Below are 18,409 nucleotides of genomic sequence, written 5' to 3' on the forward strand. Positions count from 1 at the left end.
CTTTCGGCAGGCACAACTAAGGCACCTGCGCATTGGGGTTATCTGCGGACAACTCCCGGATCTGCGTGCCTATTCCCCGCCTGGCCGGTGCGTCCGGCTGCGTGGGGATTAGCGGACCTCGCGGATCAGGTTGGTAATGCGGGCAGTGGAGAGGCGGCGTCCCTCCTCGTCAGTCATCACCACTTCATGCGTGGTAACTGTTCCGCCCAGATGCACGGCCGTGGCAGTGCCGGTGACGAGCCCGGTGGAAACCGAACGGTGATGGGTGGCGCCCACCTCGATGCCGACGGCGTAGCGGCCGGGTCCGGCATGCAGCGAAGCGGCGAAGGAACCCAGGGTTTCAGCGAGGACAACATGGGCACCGCCGTGCAGGATGCCCGCAACCTGCTGGTTGCCCTCAACCGGCATGGTGGCCACGATCCGGGAGGGGGACATCTCCAGGAAACGGATGCCGAGCTTCACCACCAGGGGGCCGACTCCGGATTCGCCCAGCCAGGGGTGCAGTTCTGCCGGCACGCCGGCGTCGATCAGTTCCTGCAGCCGGGGGAGTTCGCCCTGCGCGGGGCCAGCCTGGCCCGGCGTGAAAATGTCGCTCATGCCCACTAGGCTTACATCTGTGAGTGAAACTGCCAAACTGGCCTCTGTACCTGTCTCTGACCCCCTTCCCGAGCCCGCGGATTCCCTGCTGGAAACCGCGGAAACGGAGGCGGACACCGAGCCGGCGGAAGCCGCCCCGACAGGCAGCCACGCGGCACCCGTGCCGTCCGGCCTGGCGGCTGCAGCTCCGGCCGAAGCCGCCCTGGGAACGCCGAACGCTTCCGGCCACAGCCGCCTGCTGGTTATTGACGGCCATTCAATGGCTTTCCGGGCTTTCTACGCCCTGCCGGCGGAGAACTTCTCCACCGACACCGGGCAGCACACCAACGCGGTGTACGGCTTCACGTCCATGCTGATCAACCTGATCAAGAACGAAGAGCCCACCCACATTGCCGTGGCCTTCGATCTGGACACACCGACTTTCCGCACCGAGGAGTACTCGGAGTACAAGGGCGGACGCAACAAGACGCCCGAAGAGTTCCACGGCCAGGTCGACCTGATCATCAAGGTCATGGAAGCCATGCGCATTCCCACCATCACGCTCGACGGCTACGAAGCGGACGACATCCTGGCCACCCTCGCCGAGCAGGCAGCCGGCCGGAACTGGGACGTCATGGTGGTCTCCGGCGACCGGGACGCCTTCCAGCTGGTCAATGACCGGGTTACCGTCTTCTACCCGAAGAAGGGTGTCTCCGACCTGCCGCGCATGGACGCAGCCGCGGTGGAGGAGAAATACCTGGTGCCGCCGGACAAGTACTCAGACCTCGCCGCCCTGGTGGGGGAGTCCGCGGACAACCTGCCCGGTGTGCCGGGCGTTGGCCCCAAGACTGCCGCCAAATGGATCAAGGCCTACGGCGGACTCGAAGGCATCCTGGAACACCTGGATGAGATCAAGGGCAAGGTGGGCGATTCCCTCCGCGCGAACATCGAGGACGTTAAGCGCAACCGCCGGCTGAACCGGCTGCTGCGGGACCTCGAACTGCCCGTGGACCTGGATGCAATGGCCGCCCGCCGGCCCGACCGGGAGGCCATCGAGGAACTCTTCGACGCCCTGCAGTTCAACGCACTGCGCAAGCGCCTCTTCGACGTGTACGGCGAAGAGGAAGTCCCCGGGGACCACCCGGAGCTGCTGCCGCCCGCCCACACCACCATCACCGCCGCAGACGCCCTTTCAGCCTGGTTCAAGGCGACCAACCAGAAGCCGGCCGGGCTCCGGCTGGTCACCGAAGGAGCGGGCGAATTCCGCGAGGCGACCGGCCTTGCCGTTGTCACGGATGATGCCGCGGTCTTCGTTCCGCTCACGGAGCTGGACGCAGACGCAGAGAAGGTCCTGGCGGACTGGCTCGCAGACACCAACGCACCCAAGGTGGTCCACGATTTCAAGGACTCCTACAAGCTGCTCTCCCGCCGCGGCCTCCACCTCGACGGCGAAGTAGATGACCCCGCTATCTCCGGGTACCTCATCCAGCCCGACCGGCGCAGCTACGACCTGCCGGACCTGAGCCTGCAGCACCTGAAACTCTCGCTCGAGCCCGCCGCGGCTTCCGGCAACCAGCTTGAACTCTCACTCGACGGCGAGGACACCGCCGCTCCCGCCGTCATGGAAGCCTTCGCTGCCCTGCGCCTGAGCGAGCACTTCTCCGGGCTGCTGGTCGAACGCGGAGCCAACCAGCTCCTCGGCGGGCTCGAACTGCCGCTGGCAGAGGTCCTGGCTGAGATGGAACTGGCCGGCATTGCCGTGTCCACCGACAAGCTGGACCGGCTGCTGGACGAGTTCGGCCGCACCATCGAACAGGCCAAGACCGAAGCGTTCGAGGTAATCGGCAAGGAGATCAATCTCGGCTCCCCGAAGCAGCTGCAGGTGGTGCTCTTCGACGAGCTGGGCCTGCCCAAGACCAAGAAGATCAAGACCGGCTACTCGACCGACGCCGATGCGCTCTCGGACCTGATCGTTAAAACAAACGGCCATCCATTCCTGGCCCACCTGCTGGCCTACCGGGACGCCTCCAAACTGCGCCAGACGGTGGAAGGCCTGCGGAAGTCCGTATCCGACGACGGCCGGATCCACACCACCTACGCGCAGACCGTGGCCGCCACCGGCCGGTTGTCCTCGATCAACCCGAACCTGCAGAACATTCCGATCCGCTCCGAGGAAGGCCGCCGGATCCGTGAGGTGTTCGTGGTGGGCGAGGGCTACGAGACCCTGCTGACCGCCGACTACTCCCAAGTCGAAATGCGCATCATGGCGCACCTCTCCGGGGACGAAAGCCTGATCCAGGCCTTCCGGGACGGCGAAGACCTTCACCGGTTCGTCGGCTCGCACATCTTCGGTGTTCCGCCCGAAGAAGTCACCAGCGCCATGCGCTCCAAGGTCAAGGCAATGTCCTACGGCCTGGTGTACGGCCTGAGCTCCTTCGGCTTGTCCAAACAGCTCTCCATCCCGGTGGATGAAGCACGGACACTGATGCGCGACTACTTCACCCGCTTCGGCGCGGTTCGGGACTACCTGCGCGGCGTCGTCGAGCAGGCCCGCAAGGACGGCTACACCTCAACCATCGAGGGCCGCCGCCGCTACCTGCCGGACCTCGCCAGCACCAACCGGCAGCTGCGCGAAATGTCCGAGCGCGCTGCACTGAACGCCCCGATCCAGGGCTCGGCCGCAGACATCATCAAGAAGGCCATGCTCGGTGTGGATGCTGAACTGAAGAAGCAGGGCCTCAAGACGCGTATGCTTCTGCAGGTCCATGACGAACTTGTCCTGGAAGTCGCGCCGGGCGAACGCGAAGCCGCAGAGAAGCTGGTGCGCGAGCAGATGGCCGGCGCAGCCGACCTGTCCGTTCCGCTGGATGTCTCAGTGGGCTGGGGTGCGAGCTGGCACGAGGCAGGGCATTAGAACCAACGACCAAGGGGAACACATGACGGCCGAGACCACCCGGACCGCTCTGCGCACGGAACGTTTTCACGCCGGCTTCACCGAAAGCGATCCGCAGCGTCCCGATGAGCAGACCGCTGACTGGCTCGAAGCGGTCAACGTCGGGTTCCACGATCCTGCCATTGATCCGGCGCACGTGGCGTCGATTATCCAGGCCTACGTCGCTGATGGACGGACCCTCACGGGTGTCTACGACGACGGCGCGCCCGAACACGCCTGGAATCCGCAGGCTCCCGTTGCCACGTACGCCACGATGGCCCATGACCTGAATGCCGGAGCGGGATTGATCCCGGCACACCAGGTCACCTCCGTCACAGTGCGCCCCACCCACCGCCGGCGGGGCATCCTCACGAACATGATGACTGAGGACCTCCGGATCGCGAAGGAGAGCGGTTTTGCCCTTGCTTCCCTGTATGCCTCCGAGGCCGTGATCTACGGACGGTTCGGCTTCGGCGCAGCGACGTCGGAAACCCTGGTGGAGGTGGATGTCCGCGGGAGGCTGGAACTGCGCACGGCGCCGTCGGGCACCACTGTCCTGGCTGACCTCGCCGGGATGGAGAAGCTTGCGCCTCAGATCTTCGCCCGGCACCTGCAGGTGACCCGCGGGGCGCTGGGGCGTCAGACCGGGTATGCGAAGCGGGCGGCCGGTCTCTGGGGAGACCTTCCCGAGAAGCAGAAGGAAGTGCGGGCAGCCGTCCATTACGACGCCGCCGGCACCCCGGACGGGTATGTCACCTACCGGTTCCTGCCGTGGGAAACCGAGCCGCATACCCTGAAGGTGCTGGACCTGGTTGCTGTAGACGACACGGCCCGGCTCGAGCTGTGGCGCTATCTGGGCTCGATCGACCTGGTTGAGAAGATCACCGCTTCCGCCCCCGTTGCCGATCCGCTTCCGTGGGCGCTGGCCGACCGGCGCCGATACCGCATCACCGGCATTGCGGACGCACTGTGGCTGCGGGCGCTGGACCCGGCAGCGATGCTCCGTTCCCGCGGGTTCGAGGCCGACGGAGAACTGGTGCTGGATATTGCTGATCCGCTGGGGCTTGCCCAGGGGCGGTGGCTGCTCCAGGTCAGCGGTTCAGCAGCCGTGGTCACGGAACTGGAGGACGAGCTGCCCTCGGGTGTGCCTGCGGTGGAGGCGGACGCTGCCGCGTTCGCGTCCCTCTACCTTGGCGGTGCGGCGGCCTCCGTGCTGGCCTCCGCCGGCGGGATCCGGGGGAGCGCAGAGGACATCCGCGCCCTTGGCCGGCTCTTTGACGTTGCACGGGCTCCGTACTGCAGCACCCACTTCTAGCGGTTTCGGGTCCGGGAATTACCGGCGGCCTTTCGCGGTTAGCAGGAAGAGGGATGAAGGACTACTGGAATCCCCGTACGGCTTTGACCTGACTTGGAGCCTCCGGCTAGACTGAACAGGCGCGTCACGCGTGCTGGTTCGGTTCCCAATACCGGGAGTTGCATACCAAGCGCAGGGCGGGCACCAACATTATTAACATTCTGTCCATCTCCGGACAACCAAGCACCGTCTTGAACCTGAGTATTTAGGTTGCACGCGAGCCGGTGGGAGCGCCTCCGGAATTACTACAACTTCCACATCGGAGTCCCAACTACATGACCATCACCACCACCGAGAAGTCCGGTACCCCGCAGGTCGCCATCAACGACATCGGATCTGCCGAGGACTTCCTCGCCGCCATTGACGCAACGATCAAGTACTTCAACGACGGCGATCTCGTCGAAGGTACCGTCGTCAAGGTTGACCGCGACGAGGTCCTGCTCGACATCGGTTACAAGACCGAGGGTGTCATTCCTTCCCGTGAGCTTTCCATCAAGCACGACGTCGATCCCGGGGACGTTGTCTCCGTGGGCGATCAGGTCGAAGCTTTGGTCCTCACCAAGGAAGACAAAGAAGGCCGTCTGATCCTCTCCAAGAAGCGCGCACAGTACGAGCGTGCCTGGGGCGACATCGAGAAGGTCAAGGAAGAAGACGGCGTCGTTACCGGTACCGTCATCGAGGTTGTCAAGGGTGGTCTTATCCTCGACATCGGGCTGCGCGGCTTCCTGCCCGCATCCCTCGTGGAGATGCGTCGCGTCCGCGACCTGGCTCCGTACATCGGCCAGCAGATCGAAGCCAAGATCATCGAGCTGGACAAGAACCGCAACAACGTGGTCCTGTCCCGCCGTGCATGGCTCGAGCAGACCCAGTCCGAGGTCCGTTCCACCTTCCTCAACAAGCTGGAAAAGGGCCAGGTTCGTCCGGGCGTTGTTTCCTCCATCGTCAACTTCGGTGCATTCGTGGACCTTGGCGGCGTAGACGGCCTCGTTCACGTTTCCGAGCTGTCCTGGAAGCACATCGACCACCCCTCCGAGGTCGTTGAAGTTGGACAGGAAGTCACCGTTGAGGTTCTGGAAGTTGACCTCGACCGCGAGCGTGTCTCCCTGTCGCTGAAGGCTACGCAGGAAGATCCGTGGCAGACCTTCGCCCGCACCCACGCCCTGGGCCAGGTTGTGCCGGGCAAGGTCACCAAGCTGGTTCCGTTCGGTGCGTTCGTTCGCGTCGAAGACGGCATCGAAGGCCTGGTCCACATCTCCGAGCTGGCTGTCCGCCACGTAGAGCTGGCAGAGCAGGTTGTCTCCGTTGGTGACGAACTGTTCGTCAAGGTCATCGACATCGACCTCGAGCGCCGCCGCATCTCCCTGTCGCTGAAGCAGGCGAACGAGGGCGTCGACCCCGAGGGCACCGAATTCGATCCGGCTCTGTACGGCATGGCCGCAGAGTACGACGAAGCCGGCAACTACAAGTACCCCGAAGGCTTCGATCCCGAGTCGAACGAATGGCTCGAGGGCTACGAGACCCAGCGCGCCGCTTGGGAGCAGCAGTACGCTGACGCCCAGGCCCGCTGGGAAGCTCACAAGAAGCAGGTTGCCCAGCACAACTCCGAGGATGTTGCTGCTGCATCGGACTCCGCTGAGTCCAGCTCCACCAGCTACTCCTCCGAGCCTGCTGCATCCGAGTCCGCTGCCGGTACCCTGGCATCCGACGAGGCACTTGCTGCACTGCGCGAGAAGCTGACCGGCAACTAAGTTCTGTTGCTAAGGCGCTAACTGCCTAAAAGGCGGGTTCCCACTTCGGTGGGGACCCGCCTTTTGCCTTGTCAGGAGCTGGTCTCCGCTTTTGGTAGGCTGGGCGCCGTCAAAGGACAGCACACACATCAGGACCGGGGGAACAGGAATGCAGGGGCGCGAACCGCTATCGGGGAAATCGGACGAACTGGAGACGAAGATCCGGCAAAGAACTCAGGCGTCCGCGAGGAACCTGACTCCGACCCAGTGCGCCAACCTGATTAACGGCGCTGCGGAGGAAGAGCGGGAAGCTGACACCTGGCAGGAGCTCCGGGCGTCCGATGACCGCCAGAGGGACCTGCATTCCAGGTTCCCGGCCTACTTCGAAGCTGCGGAAGCGGTGAAACACTCCGAGGCCACATCTGATCTGGGCCGTTTCCGCGCCTGGGAGAAGGAACAGCTGAGGCTGGCCCGGGAAACGGACGGTTTTGCCGCCTCCAACGCCGGCCGCATCCGCAACGCCGGGGGAACACTGCTGGCAGCTGCCATTGCGGCCAAGCCGTTCGATCTCATCTCCGGGGAGGTCTTTTTCTGGACGGCAGCGCTGGCTGCCGGACTGCTGGTACTGGGAGTTCAGCTGCTCAAGAAGCGCCGCAGTCCGTTCTGGAACGGCGTTTTCAGCGATTCCAAGTACGCAGCGTTCTCCGTCTGGCACTGTGCATCCGAGGCAGCCGCGGCCGCGCTGATCCGGGCACGGGAGCCGGAGGCCGAACAGTGGGAGGACGCGCTGAGGCTTGTTGAATCACGCTGGGACCGGCGTAACCGGTGCAGTAAGCTCTGGCCCGAGGAAGACTACAGCGGCATCCGGTACACCGCTGCCTGACAGCGGCCCGTCCCGGCACGATGCCGGGACGGACTAGGCGGACTCGCGCACCACCAGGGACGTGGGCAGTCGGCAGACCCGCTCCGCTGCCCGTCCTTCGATGAGTTCCACCAGCATCCGGGCCATTTTCTCGCCGAGCTCCGCGATCGGATGGTGGATGGTGGTCAGTGCGGGGGAGACCCGGGTGGCAAACTGGTCGTCGTCGAACCCCACAAGGGCAATGTCTTGCGGAATGCGCAGCCCGTGTTCGCGGATAACCGCGTGGGCACCGGCAGCCATCTGGTCATTGGCTGCGAAAACTCCGTCCAGGGGCTTTCCCCGGGCCAGCAGCCGCCGCATCGCCTCCGCTCCCGAGGCAACGGTAAAGTCTCCATACTCCACCAGCGCGTCGCTGAGCCCGGCCCGGTGCAGACCGCCGCGCCATCCGGCGAGACGGTCCACCCCGGGAGGCATGTCCTGCGGGCCGGCAATTGTGGCAATGTTCCGCCGCCCCGTTTCGATCAGGCGCTGGACCGCAGCGAGGGCGCCTTCCTCGTTGTCCACCTCCACGTAGTAGCTGTCCGCGGCATTCAGCAGCGGCCGTCCGGCGAAGACGATCGGGAGGGCATCGCTGAGATGCTCCCAGGAATGGTCACCGCTGTGGTGGGAAACCACCAGCACGCCGTCAACGTTGCCGCCCATCAGATACCGCTGGGTCTTCCCCGGATTCGCTTCCGACGAGGTAACCATGTTCAGCATGTAGTCCGTGGAGTTGAGGTACTTGGCCACTCCTTCCACCACCGTGGCGAAGAACGGATCCGCAAACACCTTGGACGTGGACTCGGGAACCAGCAGCGTAATGGTGTACGTCCGCCGGCTGGCCAGGGTCCGTGCAGCTCGGTTCGGCACATAGTTGAGCGTCCGGACGGCCTGTTCAACACTGTGCACGAGTTCGGGCGCCACCGAGGTGGAGCCGTTGACCACCCGCGAGACGGTCGCCCGGGAGACTCCGGCCAGTGCAGCCACCATTTCCAAGGTGGGAGCCGGCCGCACCTGGCCCGTGTCAGTACCCAATGGGGTCTCCATTTCCTGGCGTCCTGCGCCGTTGTCCGATGCCGAGCTCAGCAGTCAATCTTAGTTTCCTTTACCCGACACCGGCGGCAGCGGGGGAGCTGCCGTAGGCCCCTGTCCCCTCCGCCGCCTGCCGCACTTCACGCGCGAAGCTGCTGTAGGCCAGTCCGCTGTCCTTGATGATGCGTTCCTGGGTCTGGTAGTCCACATGAATGATTCCAAAGCGCTTGTCATATCCCCAGGACCATTCAAAGTTGTCCAGCAGCGACCAGACAAAGTAGCCCCGCACGTCGGCACCCTCAGCGATGGCCTCACCGACGGCTTGAACGTGGTCAAGAATGTACTTGGTCCGTTCTGCGTCGGGGACCGTTCCCTCGCTGCTCACGGCGTCGTCGTAGGCGGCCCCGTTTTCAGTGATGTAGAGCGGCGGCAGGTTGGGGTACTCCTCACCCAGCCGCACCAGCAGCGTCCGCAGCCCGTCCGGGTTCACTTCCCAGTTCATTGCTGTGCGCGGCAGCCCGCGGCTGGGGAACGTGATGTGTTCGGCGCCAATCCACGGTGATGCCTTCGGGCTGGCTGTTCCGCCGCCGTGGCCGTCCTCACCCGAGGTGTCAGGATGGCCGCTGATCTGGTCGTCGTGGTAATGGTTGACGCCCAGGAAATCAATGGGCGCAGCGATGAGTTCCATGTCGCCGGGCAGAATCACCTCATGCAGCCCGTAGGGCTCAAGGTCCCGAAGCGAGTCCTCCGGGTAGGCGCCGAGGAGAATCGGGTCCAGGAAGATCCGGTTCTGCAGCGAGTCGAACAGCCGGGCAGCCTCAAGGTCCACCGGATCGGAGGGATCCTTGGGGATCGAGTTGCTGAGGTTGAGCGTGATCCCGATCTGTTCTGCCCCCAGGCTGCGCAGTTCTGTGGTGGCCATGCCGTGCGCCAGATGCTGGTGATGCACGGCCGCGATCGCCGCTCGGGGTTCCTGCCGTCCCGGGGCATGCACTCCGGAGCCGTAGCCAAGCAGCGAGGAACAGAACGGCTCGTTGAACGTGGTCCAGTGGCGGACCCGGTCGCCGAGTGCAGCGTAGACGTCCTGGGCGTACTCCACGTACCGGCAGGCGGTGTCCCGGTTGGTCCAGCCGCCCTTCTCCTCCAGGCCCTGCGGGAGGTCCCAGTGGTAGAGCGTCAGCCAGGGCAGGATGCCGGCACCGAGCAGTTCGTCAACCAGACGGGAGTAGAAGTCCAGGCCCTTGGGATTCAGGGCTCCACCTCCCGGCCGGACGCGCGCCCAGCTTGTGGAGAACCGGTAGGAATCCAGTCCGAGTTCCTTCATCAGCGCCACGTCCTGAGGCATCCGGTGATAGTGGTCCACGGCGATGGCCGGAGTGTCCTGGTTGCGGACGTTTCCCGGCGTACGCGAGAAAGCGTCCCACACTGAATCCTCCTTACCGTCCTCCCAGGCGGCGCCTTCTACCTGGGCGGCAGCGGTGGCCGAACCCCAGATAAACCCGGGTGGAAAATTGCTGTGGTTCCCCGTAGAGGTGTTGTTCGTCATTAGCCCTTCACTGCTCCCTGCATGATTCCGGAAATAAGCTGCTTGCCTGCCAGCACAAAGAGTGCCAGCAGGGGAATGGTTGCCATTACTGCACCGGTCAGGACCACCGCGTAGTCGGTGTACCGGTTGGACTGCAGCTGGCTAAGTGCTGTCTGAAGTGTGGGGTTGCTGGCATCAAGCACCAGCAGCGGCCAGAGGAAATCAGTCCAGGCACTCATAAAGGTGAACAGGCCAAGGATGGCCATGGCCGGCCTGGCGGCGGGCAGTGCCACATGCCAGAACGTACGAATCATGTTCGCACCGTCCATGCGCGCAGACTCGATGAGCTCATCAGGAATGACATCCACCAGGTACTGCCGCATAAAGAACACGCCGAAGGCCGTAACCAGCGTTGGAATGATCACTGCACCGATCTCGCCGGTCCAGCCGAAGGTGCGCATGACCATAAAGAGCGGGATGATGCCCAGCTGCGTGGGGATCGCCATAGTGGCGACGACGGCGATCATCAGACCGGTGTTTCCGCGGAACCGGAGCTTCGCGAACGCATATCCGGCAAGGGTCGAGAAGATCACGACCGAGACGGTGATGACGGTGGAGATAACCACGCTGTTCCAGAGGGCAAGCCAGAACGGAACAGTGTTGAAGACTTCAGCGACGTTCGTCCAGAAGTTGCCGCCCGGCAGCAGGGGAGGGTAGGACAGGCCTAGCGCCTCGTTGGACCGGCTGCCGACGATCGCGGACCACCAGAGCGGATACGCGGACCCGACAAAGAAGGCCAGGAGAAGCCCGTATGTCAGGTAGCCGGGGCGCAGTCCGTTGCCGAGGAAACGCTGCTTCAGCGGGGCCTTGGCGCGTGGGCGCGGTGCCGGCGCCTGGCCGGTTGTCCGCTGCTCGATGATGCTCATTTTGACTTCCCTTCCATAAGCTTCGGCCGGCGCCTGGTCTTCCTGCCGTCCGATGATGCGATCCGCCTGGACAGGGTGAGGTTCACAACCCCGATGACGATGATGATCAGGAAGAGCAGCCAGGCAATTGCCGAGGCCACGCCGAAGTCCATCCGTTTGAATCCCATCTCCCAGAGGTAAAGCACGGTGGTCTGGAACTGCCGCTGCGGTCCGCCGGCGTAGGAGGGATCGAAGAGCCGTGGCTCAGCGAAGATCTGGAGTCCTCCGATGGTGGAGGTGATCACGACGAAGATCATGGTGGGACGGATGCTGGGCAGCGTGATGCTGAAGAACCGGCGGAACGCACCCGCGCCGTCGATCGCGGCAGACTCGTAGATGTCCCGGGGTACTGCCTGCATCGCCGCCAGGAGGATCAGGGCGTTGTAGCCGGTCCAGCGGAAATTGACCATCGTCGCCACTGCTACGTGGCTGGCGAAGGTGTCCGTCCGCCACATGACCGGATCGATGCCGAAGTTCCCCAGCAGGTTGTTGATCAGGCCGTGCTGCTCGTTGAACATGTTCGTGAAGATCAGCGCCACCGCAACCGGGGTCACAATGTAGGGCAGCAGGATCGACATGCGCCAGAAGGTCTTGGCCCGGATGTTCTGATCCAGGATCGCTGCGATGAACAACGCGCCGATCAGCTGCGGGATCGCCGAGAGCAGGAAGATGCTGAAGGTGTTCCCGAGCGAGTTCCAGAAGAACCGGTCACCCAGGACGGTTGCGAAGTTCCCAAGGCCCACGAAGTCGCCCTGGCCCTTCAACAGGTGCCAGTCGTGCAGCGAGACCCAGAACGTGTAGATGAGCGGGAACAGGCCGACGAGCCCAAAAAGCAGGAAGAACGGGGATATGTACAGATAGGGCGAGGCCTTTACGTCCCAGACGTTCAGCCGCTGCCGGAAGGTTGGTTTGATTCTGAGCGGTTCAGCCGCTTGGGCCGGGCGCTTGAGGGTTACGGTCATTGCTTCTCTCCCAGGCCATCCGGGGGGCCTCCGGCGTACCGGAGGCCCCGTCCGTCTGTGCTAGTCCTTGACCACCAGTTCGTTGAGGAGCTTGATTGCTTCGTTCCAGGCCCCTTCACCGTCGGTCTTGCCGGCATCAAGCTGGGTCAGCGCGGCACCAAACACGTTCTCCTGGATGACGGAGTCGTCCGGTCCCTTGAACTGTGCAATGACATTCTCTGCGCGCGAGGCGAGGATTGCGCCGGTGGGTGCGTTGTTGAACACCGGGTTCGGCTTTGCCTCTTCAGCCAGCTGCTTTTGGGCCTCAACCGTGCTCGGGAAGTTGTTGGCTGCAGCAGACTGCTTCACCTGCTGTTCAGGAGCGGTCAGCCAGGCGGCGAGCTTTGCTGCCTCTTCCTTGTGCTCCGAGGTCTCCGGAACTGCCAGGAACGCGCCGCCCCAGTTCGAAGCACCGCCGGGGAAGACGTCTGCGAAGTCCCAGCCGGAGTCAGCTCCGCCGCCTGCGGACTCGAGCTGCTCCTGAATGGTGCCGAGCATCCATCCGGGGCAGACGAAGGTTGCGAAGGAACCGTCGGTGAAGGACCGTCCGGTGCCCCAGTCCCACTTGGTCTCGTTGGCCGAAAGGCCGGCTTCGGTTCCCGCAGCGAGCTGCATGAACCGTTCCTTCATGGCAGAGTTGCCCTCGATGTTGAGGTTGCCGTCCTTGGTGTAGTAGCCCTCATCCATCTGGTTCACCATGGAGTTCCAGACGAAGCCGGACTGGTCATACCAGGCCTTGCCGGTTGTCTTGTGGTACTCGTTGCCAAGTTCGAAGTACCGGTCCCAGGTTGCGTCATCTCCACCGAAGAGCTCAGCGACTTCCTCCCGGTCGCTCGGAAGCCCGGCCGCTTCGAAGAGGTCGCCGTTGTAGCAAAGGCCCTGCGGGCCAATGTCAGTGCCGTAGCCAATCACGCGCCCGTTGGCGTCGGTGCCCTGCTTGAACTTCCAGTCGACCCAGTTGTCCTTGATGTCGGCTGCGCCGTACTCGTTGAGGTCGACAAACTGATCGGAGACCTCCATGACCGATCCCAGCCAGCCCTCTTCGAGGGCAACGACGTCGCTCACGCCGGAGCCTGCCGCAAGCTTGGTGAACAGATCAGTCTGGGCGTTGGCACCGCGGTCAATGTTGTTGGCCTTGATGGTGATGCCCGGGTTGGCTTCTTCGTACTCCCCGTAAAGGTCGTCATAGCCGAAGGTGCCGAACGTGGTCACGGAAAGTTCAATCGGGTTCTCATCCGAGGCGGCGTCATTGCTGCCGCCTCCGCAGCCGGCGGCGAGCAGGGCCACTGCCGCCGCTCCCGCTACAACAGCTGCTGAATGTCGGAACTTTTTCACGGTCACTCCTTTGTGTGTGCATTGCCGGTTGGTATCCCGGGGAGGACCGTGCCGAATAGTGACTGGGCTTGTCCTGGAACGGGACGTAACTGTGGAGCCATGTCCAGAGAGCCCGATTCGGTCCGGTGAAGCCGTTCCGTTGCAGAGAGCGCTCTCTGATCTTGCTGAGAGCCTAGATGTGACGCGGTTCACTGTCAAGAGAGCGCTCTCTCTGATTTTTCAGACCGCCGCCGGAGCTCTCCGGCGGCGCCTAGCGCCGGGTGGTCACGGTGACCGTAAAACGGGGGTTCCTGCCAACCTGTTTGGTTGCTCCCACTAGGCGGTTTAGGGCCGGTTTGTAGGCCAGATGCGAATTCCAGACGGTCCACAGCTCTCCGCCCGGGCGCAGCACGCGGGCGGCGTCCGCAAAGAGCTTGAAGGCAATTCCGGTGTGCACGCTGGCGCCGATATGGAACGGGGGATTGAGCACCACCAGGTCCCGGGACCCGTCCGGAAGCCACCTCAGGGCGTCTGCGCGCCGCACCTCGGCACGGTCTGAGACACCGTTCGCGGCGAGCGTCAGTTCAGTCGAGGCAACAGCCGCCTCGGACTGATCGGATGCCAGCAGGCGAAGGCCCGGCCGGGCCAGCGCCAGGTAGGCGGCGATCGCGCCGTTGCCGCAGCCGAGGTCAACGGCATCGCTGGAGGCACGCGCCTGGGCCAGGAAGGGAAGCAGGAACCGGGTGCCGGGATCCAGCGATGCACCGCCAAAGGCCGCGCCGCGTGCGCACAGGCGCAGGGGCACTGACAGGCCGACGTCGTATTCCGCCTGCAGCGGGAAACGCTGCGCAGGCAGGTCCGCTGCAGGCAGCGGGTCGCTGACCGAGAGCACACGGGATTTCTGCCGGGCCAGGCCGGCCGTGACCGAGCCGAAATACCGGCCCAGGACCTCATTCATGGCGGTGGTCATGTGCTTGATCCGGCCGCCCGCATAGATCCGGACGTCCGGTGCTGCGTGCACGGCGATCAGGCGGGCAATCTCCTCCAGCGCGTCCAGTGAGCGGGGCAGCCGGAGCAGCACAAGCCGTGCGCCGTTCACCAGCTCAGGTTCAAGCCTGCAGTGCGTGTAGACATCCGGCAGATCCAGCTGTGAAGCGTTGCGGTCCAGTGCCAGTTCCCCGGAGAGCGGATCCTGCTGCACCCGGATTCCGTGCAGCGAATGCACTGCGGCGGCTCCCAGCGTGAGAGCGCCGTAGGAATCGCCGATGACGACGACGGCTCCGCTGCCTTCGCGCCCCGTCTGGGCCGCCGCCGCCAGGTCGCCGGCGGCTGTATCAAGCAGCAGCCTGTCCGCGGCGTCGAACGCCTGCAGGTTCTCCGCCTCAACGTCGGGGGCACGCCCAAGCAGGGAAAAGTCGAAGGGAACGGCGTCGGCAGTCACAGGTCAATCCATTCAGTGGCAAGGAGTTCGGCCGAAGTGTCTCCGGCGGTGAGGGATGCCAGGCGCTCCTGGAAGCCCGCCGTGCTGTCCGGGGCATCAGGCAGGGCAACCGTGATTACGGCCCCGCCGGCCCCGTACTCGGTGCCGCGCACCGTGTACCCGGCATTCCTCAGGTCATTTTCAAGCCGTCCGGCACCGGCATGGCTGGCCGGAACCGCGTACAGCTGCATCCGGCGTCGGCGCACCAAAGGAGCGGTGGACAGTGCCGAGGAGACGGATTCGGAGTACGCCCGCACCAGGCCCCCGGCGCCAAGGAGTATCCCGCCGAAGTAGCGGACCGTGACGGCGGTGATGTCGCTCAGGTCCGCTGCGCCGTCAAACGTCTCCCGTTTGGTCAGCGCTTCCAGCATGGGAATCCCGGCGGTGCCGGAGGGCTCGCCGTCGTCACTTGAACGCTGGACCTCCCGGTCCGGGCCCAGGACGAAGGCACTGCAGTGGTGCCGGGCATCATGGAATTCGCGGCGCAGTTCGGCGATCAGCCCGCGCGCCTCGTCCTCGGTTTCGGTCCGGCGCAGAACGGTAATGAACCGCGAGCGCTTAATCTCCAGCTCGGTGCGGTGATCCCCGGCGATGGTCGTATAGCGCCCCGTCGCCGCCTGGAATTCACTCACCCTGCCAGTCTAGTTGCCGCGGTATCCCGCACTGGACGCCGATTCAGCGGAAAGCACGCGTAAAACAAGTGCAGCCGGGGCCCGGAAGGTAGGGTGGTGGCCATGCTGAAGGTAGGTCTCACCGGCGGAATCGCAGCCGGAAAGTCACTCGTGGCCCGGACCCTGGCGGACTGCGGCGCCATCCTGATCGACGCCGATGCCCTGGCCCGGGAGGTGGTGGAACCCGGCACCGAGGGGCTCGCCGCCGTCGTTGAGGCGTTTGGACCCGGCGTGCTTGCCGCAGACGGGAGCCTGGACCGCCCCGCGCTGGCAGCTGTGGTGTTTGCCGACGAGGACAAGCGCCGGTCCCTGAACGCGATCATCCATCCGCTGGTCCGGGCCAGGGCTGCGGAGCTTGCCGCCGAGGTGCCGGAAGACGGCATCCTCGTCCAGGACATCCCGCTGCTGGTGGAAACCGGACAGGCCGGGAACTTCGACTTTGTGCTGGTGGTCGAGGCACCGGTTGAGGAGCGCCTGGCGCGGATGGTCCGGGACCGGGGGATGGAGCCGGCGGCAGCCCAGGCACGGATCGCCGCGCAGGCAACGGCCGCGGAGCGCGCTGCCGTGGCCCACGCCGTGCTCGAAAACACGGGTACTCCGGAGGAGCTGGTCAACGCCGTGCGCGAGCTTTGGGCTTCCCGGCTGGTACCCCTGAACAAGGAGCGGCAGCGGACGGCCGGCGGCTAGGCGCAGGCGTTATGCCGTCAGCAATACGGACAGCACCTGACCGCGTCGCGGAGTAGCGTTGAACCATGAGTCTTGCGCAGGACATCAAACGAGTCGTAGCCCCCTTTGAAGTAGTCAGCGAATACTCCCCGGCGGGTGACCAGCCCACTGCCATCAAGGAGCTTGCCGAGCGTATCCAGGCCGGTGAGAAGGACGTTGTCCTGATGGGTGCCACCGGTACCGGCAAAAGCGCCACTACCGCCTGGCTGGTGGAGCAGGTACAGCGCCCCACGCTGGTGATGGTGCAGAACAAGACCCTGGCCGCCCAGCTGGCCAACGAATTCCGCGAGCTGCTGCCGAACAATGCGGTGGAATACTTCGTCTCCTATTACGACTACTACCAGCCCGAGGCGTACGTTCCGCAGACGGACACCTTCATCGAGAAGGACTCCTCCATCAACGAGGAAGTGGAGCGGCTGCGGCACTCCGCCACGAACGCCCTGCTGACCCGCCGGGACGTCATCGTCGTCGCCACCGTGTCCTGCATCTACGGCCTGGGCACCCCGGAAGAGTACATCCAGGGCATGGTGACCCTGCGCCGGGGCATGGAAATGAACCGGGACGACCTGCTGCGGCGCTTTGTCTCAATGCAGTACGTGCGCAATGACATGGACTTCCACCGCGGCACCTTCCGGGTGCGCGGGGACACCGTGGAGATCATCCCCATGTATGAGGAACAGGCCATCCGCATCGAGTTCTTCGGCGACGAGATCGAGAGCATCCAGACCCTGCACCCGCTCACGGGCGATCTGATCCGTGACGAGACGGAAATGTATGTGTTCCCGGCGTCGCACTATGTGGCCGGACCGGACCGGATGAACCGCGCTATCAAGGGCATTGAGGATGAGCTGCGCGAGCGGCTGGCCGAACTGGAGGGCCAGAACAAGCTGCTGGAAGCACAGCGGCTTCGCATGCGCACCACCTATGACCTGGAAATGATGCAGCAGATGGGTTTCTGCAACGGCATCGAGAACTACTCGCGCTGGATCGACGGACGCGGCCCCGGAACCGCACCGCACTGCCTGCTTGACTACTTCCCGGACGACTTCCTGCTGGTCGTGGACGAATCCCACGTCACCATCCCGCAGATCGGTGCCATGTATGAGGGCGACATGTCCCGCAAGCGGACCCTGGTCGAACACGGGTTCCGGCTTCCCTCCGCCATGGACAACCGCCCGCTGAAATGGGATGAGTTCCTCGAGCGGATCGGCCAGACGGTCTACCTCTCCGCGACCCCGGGCAAGTACGAACTCGGCAAGGCCGACGGCGTGGTGGAGCAGATCATCCGGCCCACCGGACTGGTGGATCCTGAAGTGGTGGTCAAGCCCAGCAAGGGCCAGATCGATGACCTGCTCGCGGAGATCCGCACCCGGACCGAGAAGGATGAACGAGTGCTGGTCACCACGCTGACCAAGCGGATGGCCGAAGACCTGACCGGGTACCTCCTGGAGAACGGTGTGAAGGTCGAATACCTGCACTCCGACGTGGACACCCTGCGCCGGGTGGAACTGCTCCGCGAACTCCGGCTGGGCACCTTCGACGTACTGGTGGGCATCAACCTGCTCCGTGAAGGCCTGGACCTGCCGGAGGTCTCTCTGGTGTCAATCCTCGACGCGGACAAGGAAGGATTCCTGCGCAGCTCCACGTCGCTGATCCAGACCATCGGCCGTGCAGCGCGAAACGTCTCCGGCCAGGTGCACATGTATGCGGACCGGATCACTGACTCGATGGCCCATGCCATTGATGAGACCAACCGCCGGCGTGCGATCCAGGTGGCCTACAACAAGGAACGCGGCGTTGACCCGCAGCCGCTGCGCAAGCGGATCGCGGACATCACCGATTCACTGGCCCGGGAAGACGCGGACACTAAGGCCCTGCTTGAGGAAGCGGCGAAGAAGAAAAGCGCGGGCAAGGGAGCCAAGGGCAAGGGAGCCAAGACCATCCGCAAGGATGGACTGGCTGCTGCGCCCGCGGAAGACCTGACCGGACTGATCGAATCGATGACCGAACAGATGCACGCAGCGGCAGCCGAGCTGCAGTTCGAACTCGCGGCCCGGTTGCGCGACGAGGTTGGGGATCTGAAAAAGGAACTGCGGCAAATGCAGAACGCCGGGCACGCTTAGGGGTGCCTTGGGGTAGACTGCTTGGCGGCGGTGGGGCAGTTCCGTAGCGGTTACGGGAACTCCCCGCCTTTTTCCGTGCTCT

The 18,409-nt window shown here is 64.3% G+C and carries 14 protein-coding genes; 6 read left to right on the forward strand and 8 right to left on the reverse strand.

What is annotated here, in order from left to right:
* Positions 1 to 108: 108 nt before the first annotated feature.
* Positions 109 to 597 (reverse strand): PaaI family thioesterase, encoded by a 489-nt coding sequence (locus ACWGQ2_RS07570; protein ID WP_452015874.1) that lies wholly within the window; start codon positions 595 to 597, stop codon positions 109 to 111.
* A gap of 259 nt (positions 598 to 856) precedes the next feature.
* Between ACWGQ2_RS07570 and polA the strand changes: the two genes are divergently transcribed.
* The 4 genes from polA to ACWGQ2_RS07590 all read left to right on the forward strand — a co-directional run bounded on the left by polA (position 857) and on the right by ACWGQ2_RS07590 (position 7,472).
* Positions 857 to 3,490: a DNA polymerase I gene (gene polA / locus ACWGQ2_RS07575; protein ID WP_452016082.1), complete on the forward strand. Its 2,634-nt coding sequence runs from the start codon at positions 857 to 859 to the stop codon at positions 3,488 to 3,490.
* Positions 3,491 to 3,512: 22 nt separating this feature from the next.
* On the forward strand, positions 3,513 to 4,823 hold the full coding sequence (locus ACWGQ2_RS07580; protein ID WP_452015876.1) for a GNAT family N-acetyltransferase: 1,311 nt from the start codon (positions 3,513 to 3,515) through the stop codon (positions 4,821 to 4,823).
* A 314-nt stretch (positions 4,824 to 5,137) separates the two neighbouring features.
* Positions 5,138 to 6,610: a 30S ribosomal protein S1 gene (gene rpsA, locus ACWGQ2_RS07585; protein WP_091605081.1), complete on the forward strand. Its 1,473-nt coding sequence runs from the start codon at positions 5,138 to 5,140 to the stop codon at positions 6,608 to 6,610.
* 148 nt (positions 6,611 to 6,758) lie between these two features.
* Complete coding sequence (locus tag ACWGQ2_RS07590) at positions 6,759 to 7,472, forward strand: hypothetical protein (RefSeq protein WP_452015878.1); 714 nt, start codon at positions 6,759 to 6,761, stop codon at positions 7,470 to 7,472.
* A gap of 33 nt (positions 7,473 to 7,505) precedes the next feature.
* On the opposite strand, the gene ACWGQ2_RS07595 is transcribed toward ACWGQ2_RS07590, so the two are convergent.
* The 7 genes from ACWGQ2_RS07595 to ACWGQ2_RS07625 form a co-directional block, all read right to left on the reverse strand.
* Complete coding sequence (locus ACWGQ2_RS07595; RefSeq protein ID WP_452015880.1) at positions 7,506 to 8,525, reverse strand: LacI family DNA-binding transcriptional regulator; 1,020 nt, start codon at positions 8,523 to 8,525, stop codon at positions 7,506 to 7,508.
* Between the two features lie 70 nt (positions 8,526 to 8,595).
* Positions 8,596 to 10,068 carry a GH1 family beta-glucosidase gene (locus ACWGQ2_RS07600; RefSeq protein WP_452015882.1) on the reverse strand — a complete coding sequence of 491 codons (1,473 nt, stop codon included), beginning with the start codon at positions 10,066 to 10,068 and terminating at the stop codon, positions 8,596 to 8,598.
* A complete protein-coding gene (locus tag ACWGQ2_RS07605; protein WP_452015884.1) occupies positions 10,068 to 10,973 on the reverse strand; it encodes a carbohydrate ABC transporter permease in 906 nt (301 codons plus the stop codon). The genes ACWGQ2_RS07600 and ACWGQ2_RS07605 overlap by 1 nt, the downstream gene beginning before the upstream one ends.
* On the reverse strand, positions 10,970 to 11,974 hold the full coding sequence (locus ACWGQ2_RS07610; RefSeq protein WP_452015886.1) for a carbohydrate ABC transporter permease: 1,005 nt from the start codon (positions 11,972 to 11,974) through the stop codon (positions 10,970 to 10,972). Before ACWGQ2_RS07610 ends, ACWGQ2_RS07605 begins: the two co-directional genes overlap by 4 nt.
* A gap of 60 nt (positions 11,975 to 12,034) precedes the next feature.
* Positions 12,035 to 13,348, reverse strand: a complete 1,314-nt coding sequence (locus ACWGQ2_RS07615) for an ABC transporter substrate-binding protein (protein WP_452015888.1) — start codon at positions 13,346 to 13,348, stop codon at positions 12,035 to 12,037.
* A gap of 250 nt (positions 13,349 to 13,598) precedes the next feature.
* Complete coding sequence (locus tag ACWGQ2_RS07620; RefSeq protein ID WP_452015890.1) at positions 13,599 to 14,768, reverse strand: class I SAM-dependent methyltransferase; 1,170 nt, start codon at positions 14,766 to 14,768, stop codon at positions 13,599 to 13,601.
* The gene (locus ACWGQ2_RS07625) at positions 14,765 to 15,439 is read right to left on the reverse strand and encodes an IMPACT family protein (protein ID WP_452015892.1); all 675 of its coding nucleotides are present in this window, start codon (positions 15,437 to 15,439) and stop codon (positions 14,765 to 14,767) included. Before ACWGQ2_RS07625 ends, ACWGQ2_RS07620 begins: the two co-directional genes overlap by 4 nt.
* 102 nt (positions 15,440 to 15,541) lie before the next feature.
* Between ACWGQ2_RS07625 and coaE the strand changes: the two genes are divergently transcribed.
* Together coaE and uvrB are read left to right on the forward strand one after the other, a co-directional pair.
* The gene (gene coaE, locus ACWGQ2_RS07630) at positions 15,542 to 16,165 is read left to right on the forward strand and encodes a dephospho-CoA kinase (protein ID WP_452015894.1); all 624 of its coding nucleotides are present in this window, start codon (positions 15,542 to 15,544) and stop codon (positions 16,163 to 16,165) included.
* A 65-nt stretch (positions 16,166 to 16,230) separates the two neighbouring features.
* On the forward strand, positions 16,231 to 18,327 hold the full coding sequence (gene uvrB, locus ACWGQ2_RS07635; RefSeq protein WP_452015896.1) for an excinuclease ABC subunit UvrB: 2,097 nt from the start codon (positions 16,231 to 16,233) through the stop codon (positions 18,325 to 18,327).
* Positions 18,328 to 18,409: the final 82 nt, after the last annotated feature.

Source organism: Arthrobacter sp. NPDC055585 (assembly GCF_053619115.1).

Bases quoted from the DNA above. Each gene is read 5' to 3' on its own strand.
- rpsA (WP_091605081.1), top strand. From the start codon at position 5,138: ATGACCATCACCACCACCGAGAAGTCCGGTACCCCGCAGGTCGCCATC.
- ACWGQ2_RS07580 (WP_452015876.1), top strand. From the start codon at position 3,513: ATGACGGCCGAGACCACCCGGACCGCTCTGCGCACGGAACGTTTTCAC.
- ACWGQ2_RS07590 (WP_452015878.1), top strand. From the start codon at position 6,759: ATGCAGGGGCGCGAACCGCTATCGGGGAAATCGGACGAACTGGAGACG.
- ACWGQ2_RS07570 (WP_452015874.1), bottom strand. From the start codon at position 597: ATGAGCGACATTTTCACGCCGGGCCAGGCTGGCCCCGCGCAGGGCGAA.
- polA (WP_452016082.1), top strand. From the start codon at position 857: ATGGCTTTCCGGGCTTTCTACGCCCTGCCGGCGGAGAACTTCTCCACC.
- ACWGQ2_RS07605 (WP_452015884.1), bottom strand. From the start codon at position 10,973: ATGAGCATCATCGAGCAGCGGACAACCGGCCAGGCGCCGGCACCGCGC.
- ACWGQ2_RS07610 (WP_452015886.1), bottom strand. From the start codon at position 11,974: ATGACCGTAACCCTCAAGCGCCCGGCCCAAGCGGCTGAACCGCTCAGA.
- ACWGQ2_RS07600 (WP_452015882.1), bottom strand. From the start codon at position 10,068: ATGACGAACAACACCTCTACGGGGAACCACAGCAATTTTCCACCCGGG.
- uvrB (WP_452015896.1), top strand. From the start codon at position 16,231: ATGAGTCTTGCGCAGGACATCAAACGAGTCGTAGCCCCCTTTGAAGTA.
- coaE (WP_452015894.1), top strand. From the start codon at position 15,542: ATGCTGAAGGTAGGTCTCACCGGCGGAATCGCAGCCGGAAAGTCACTC.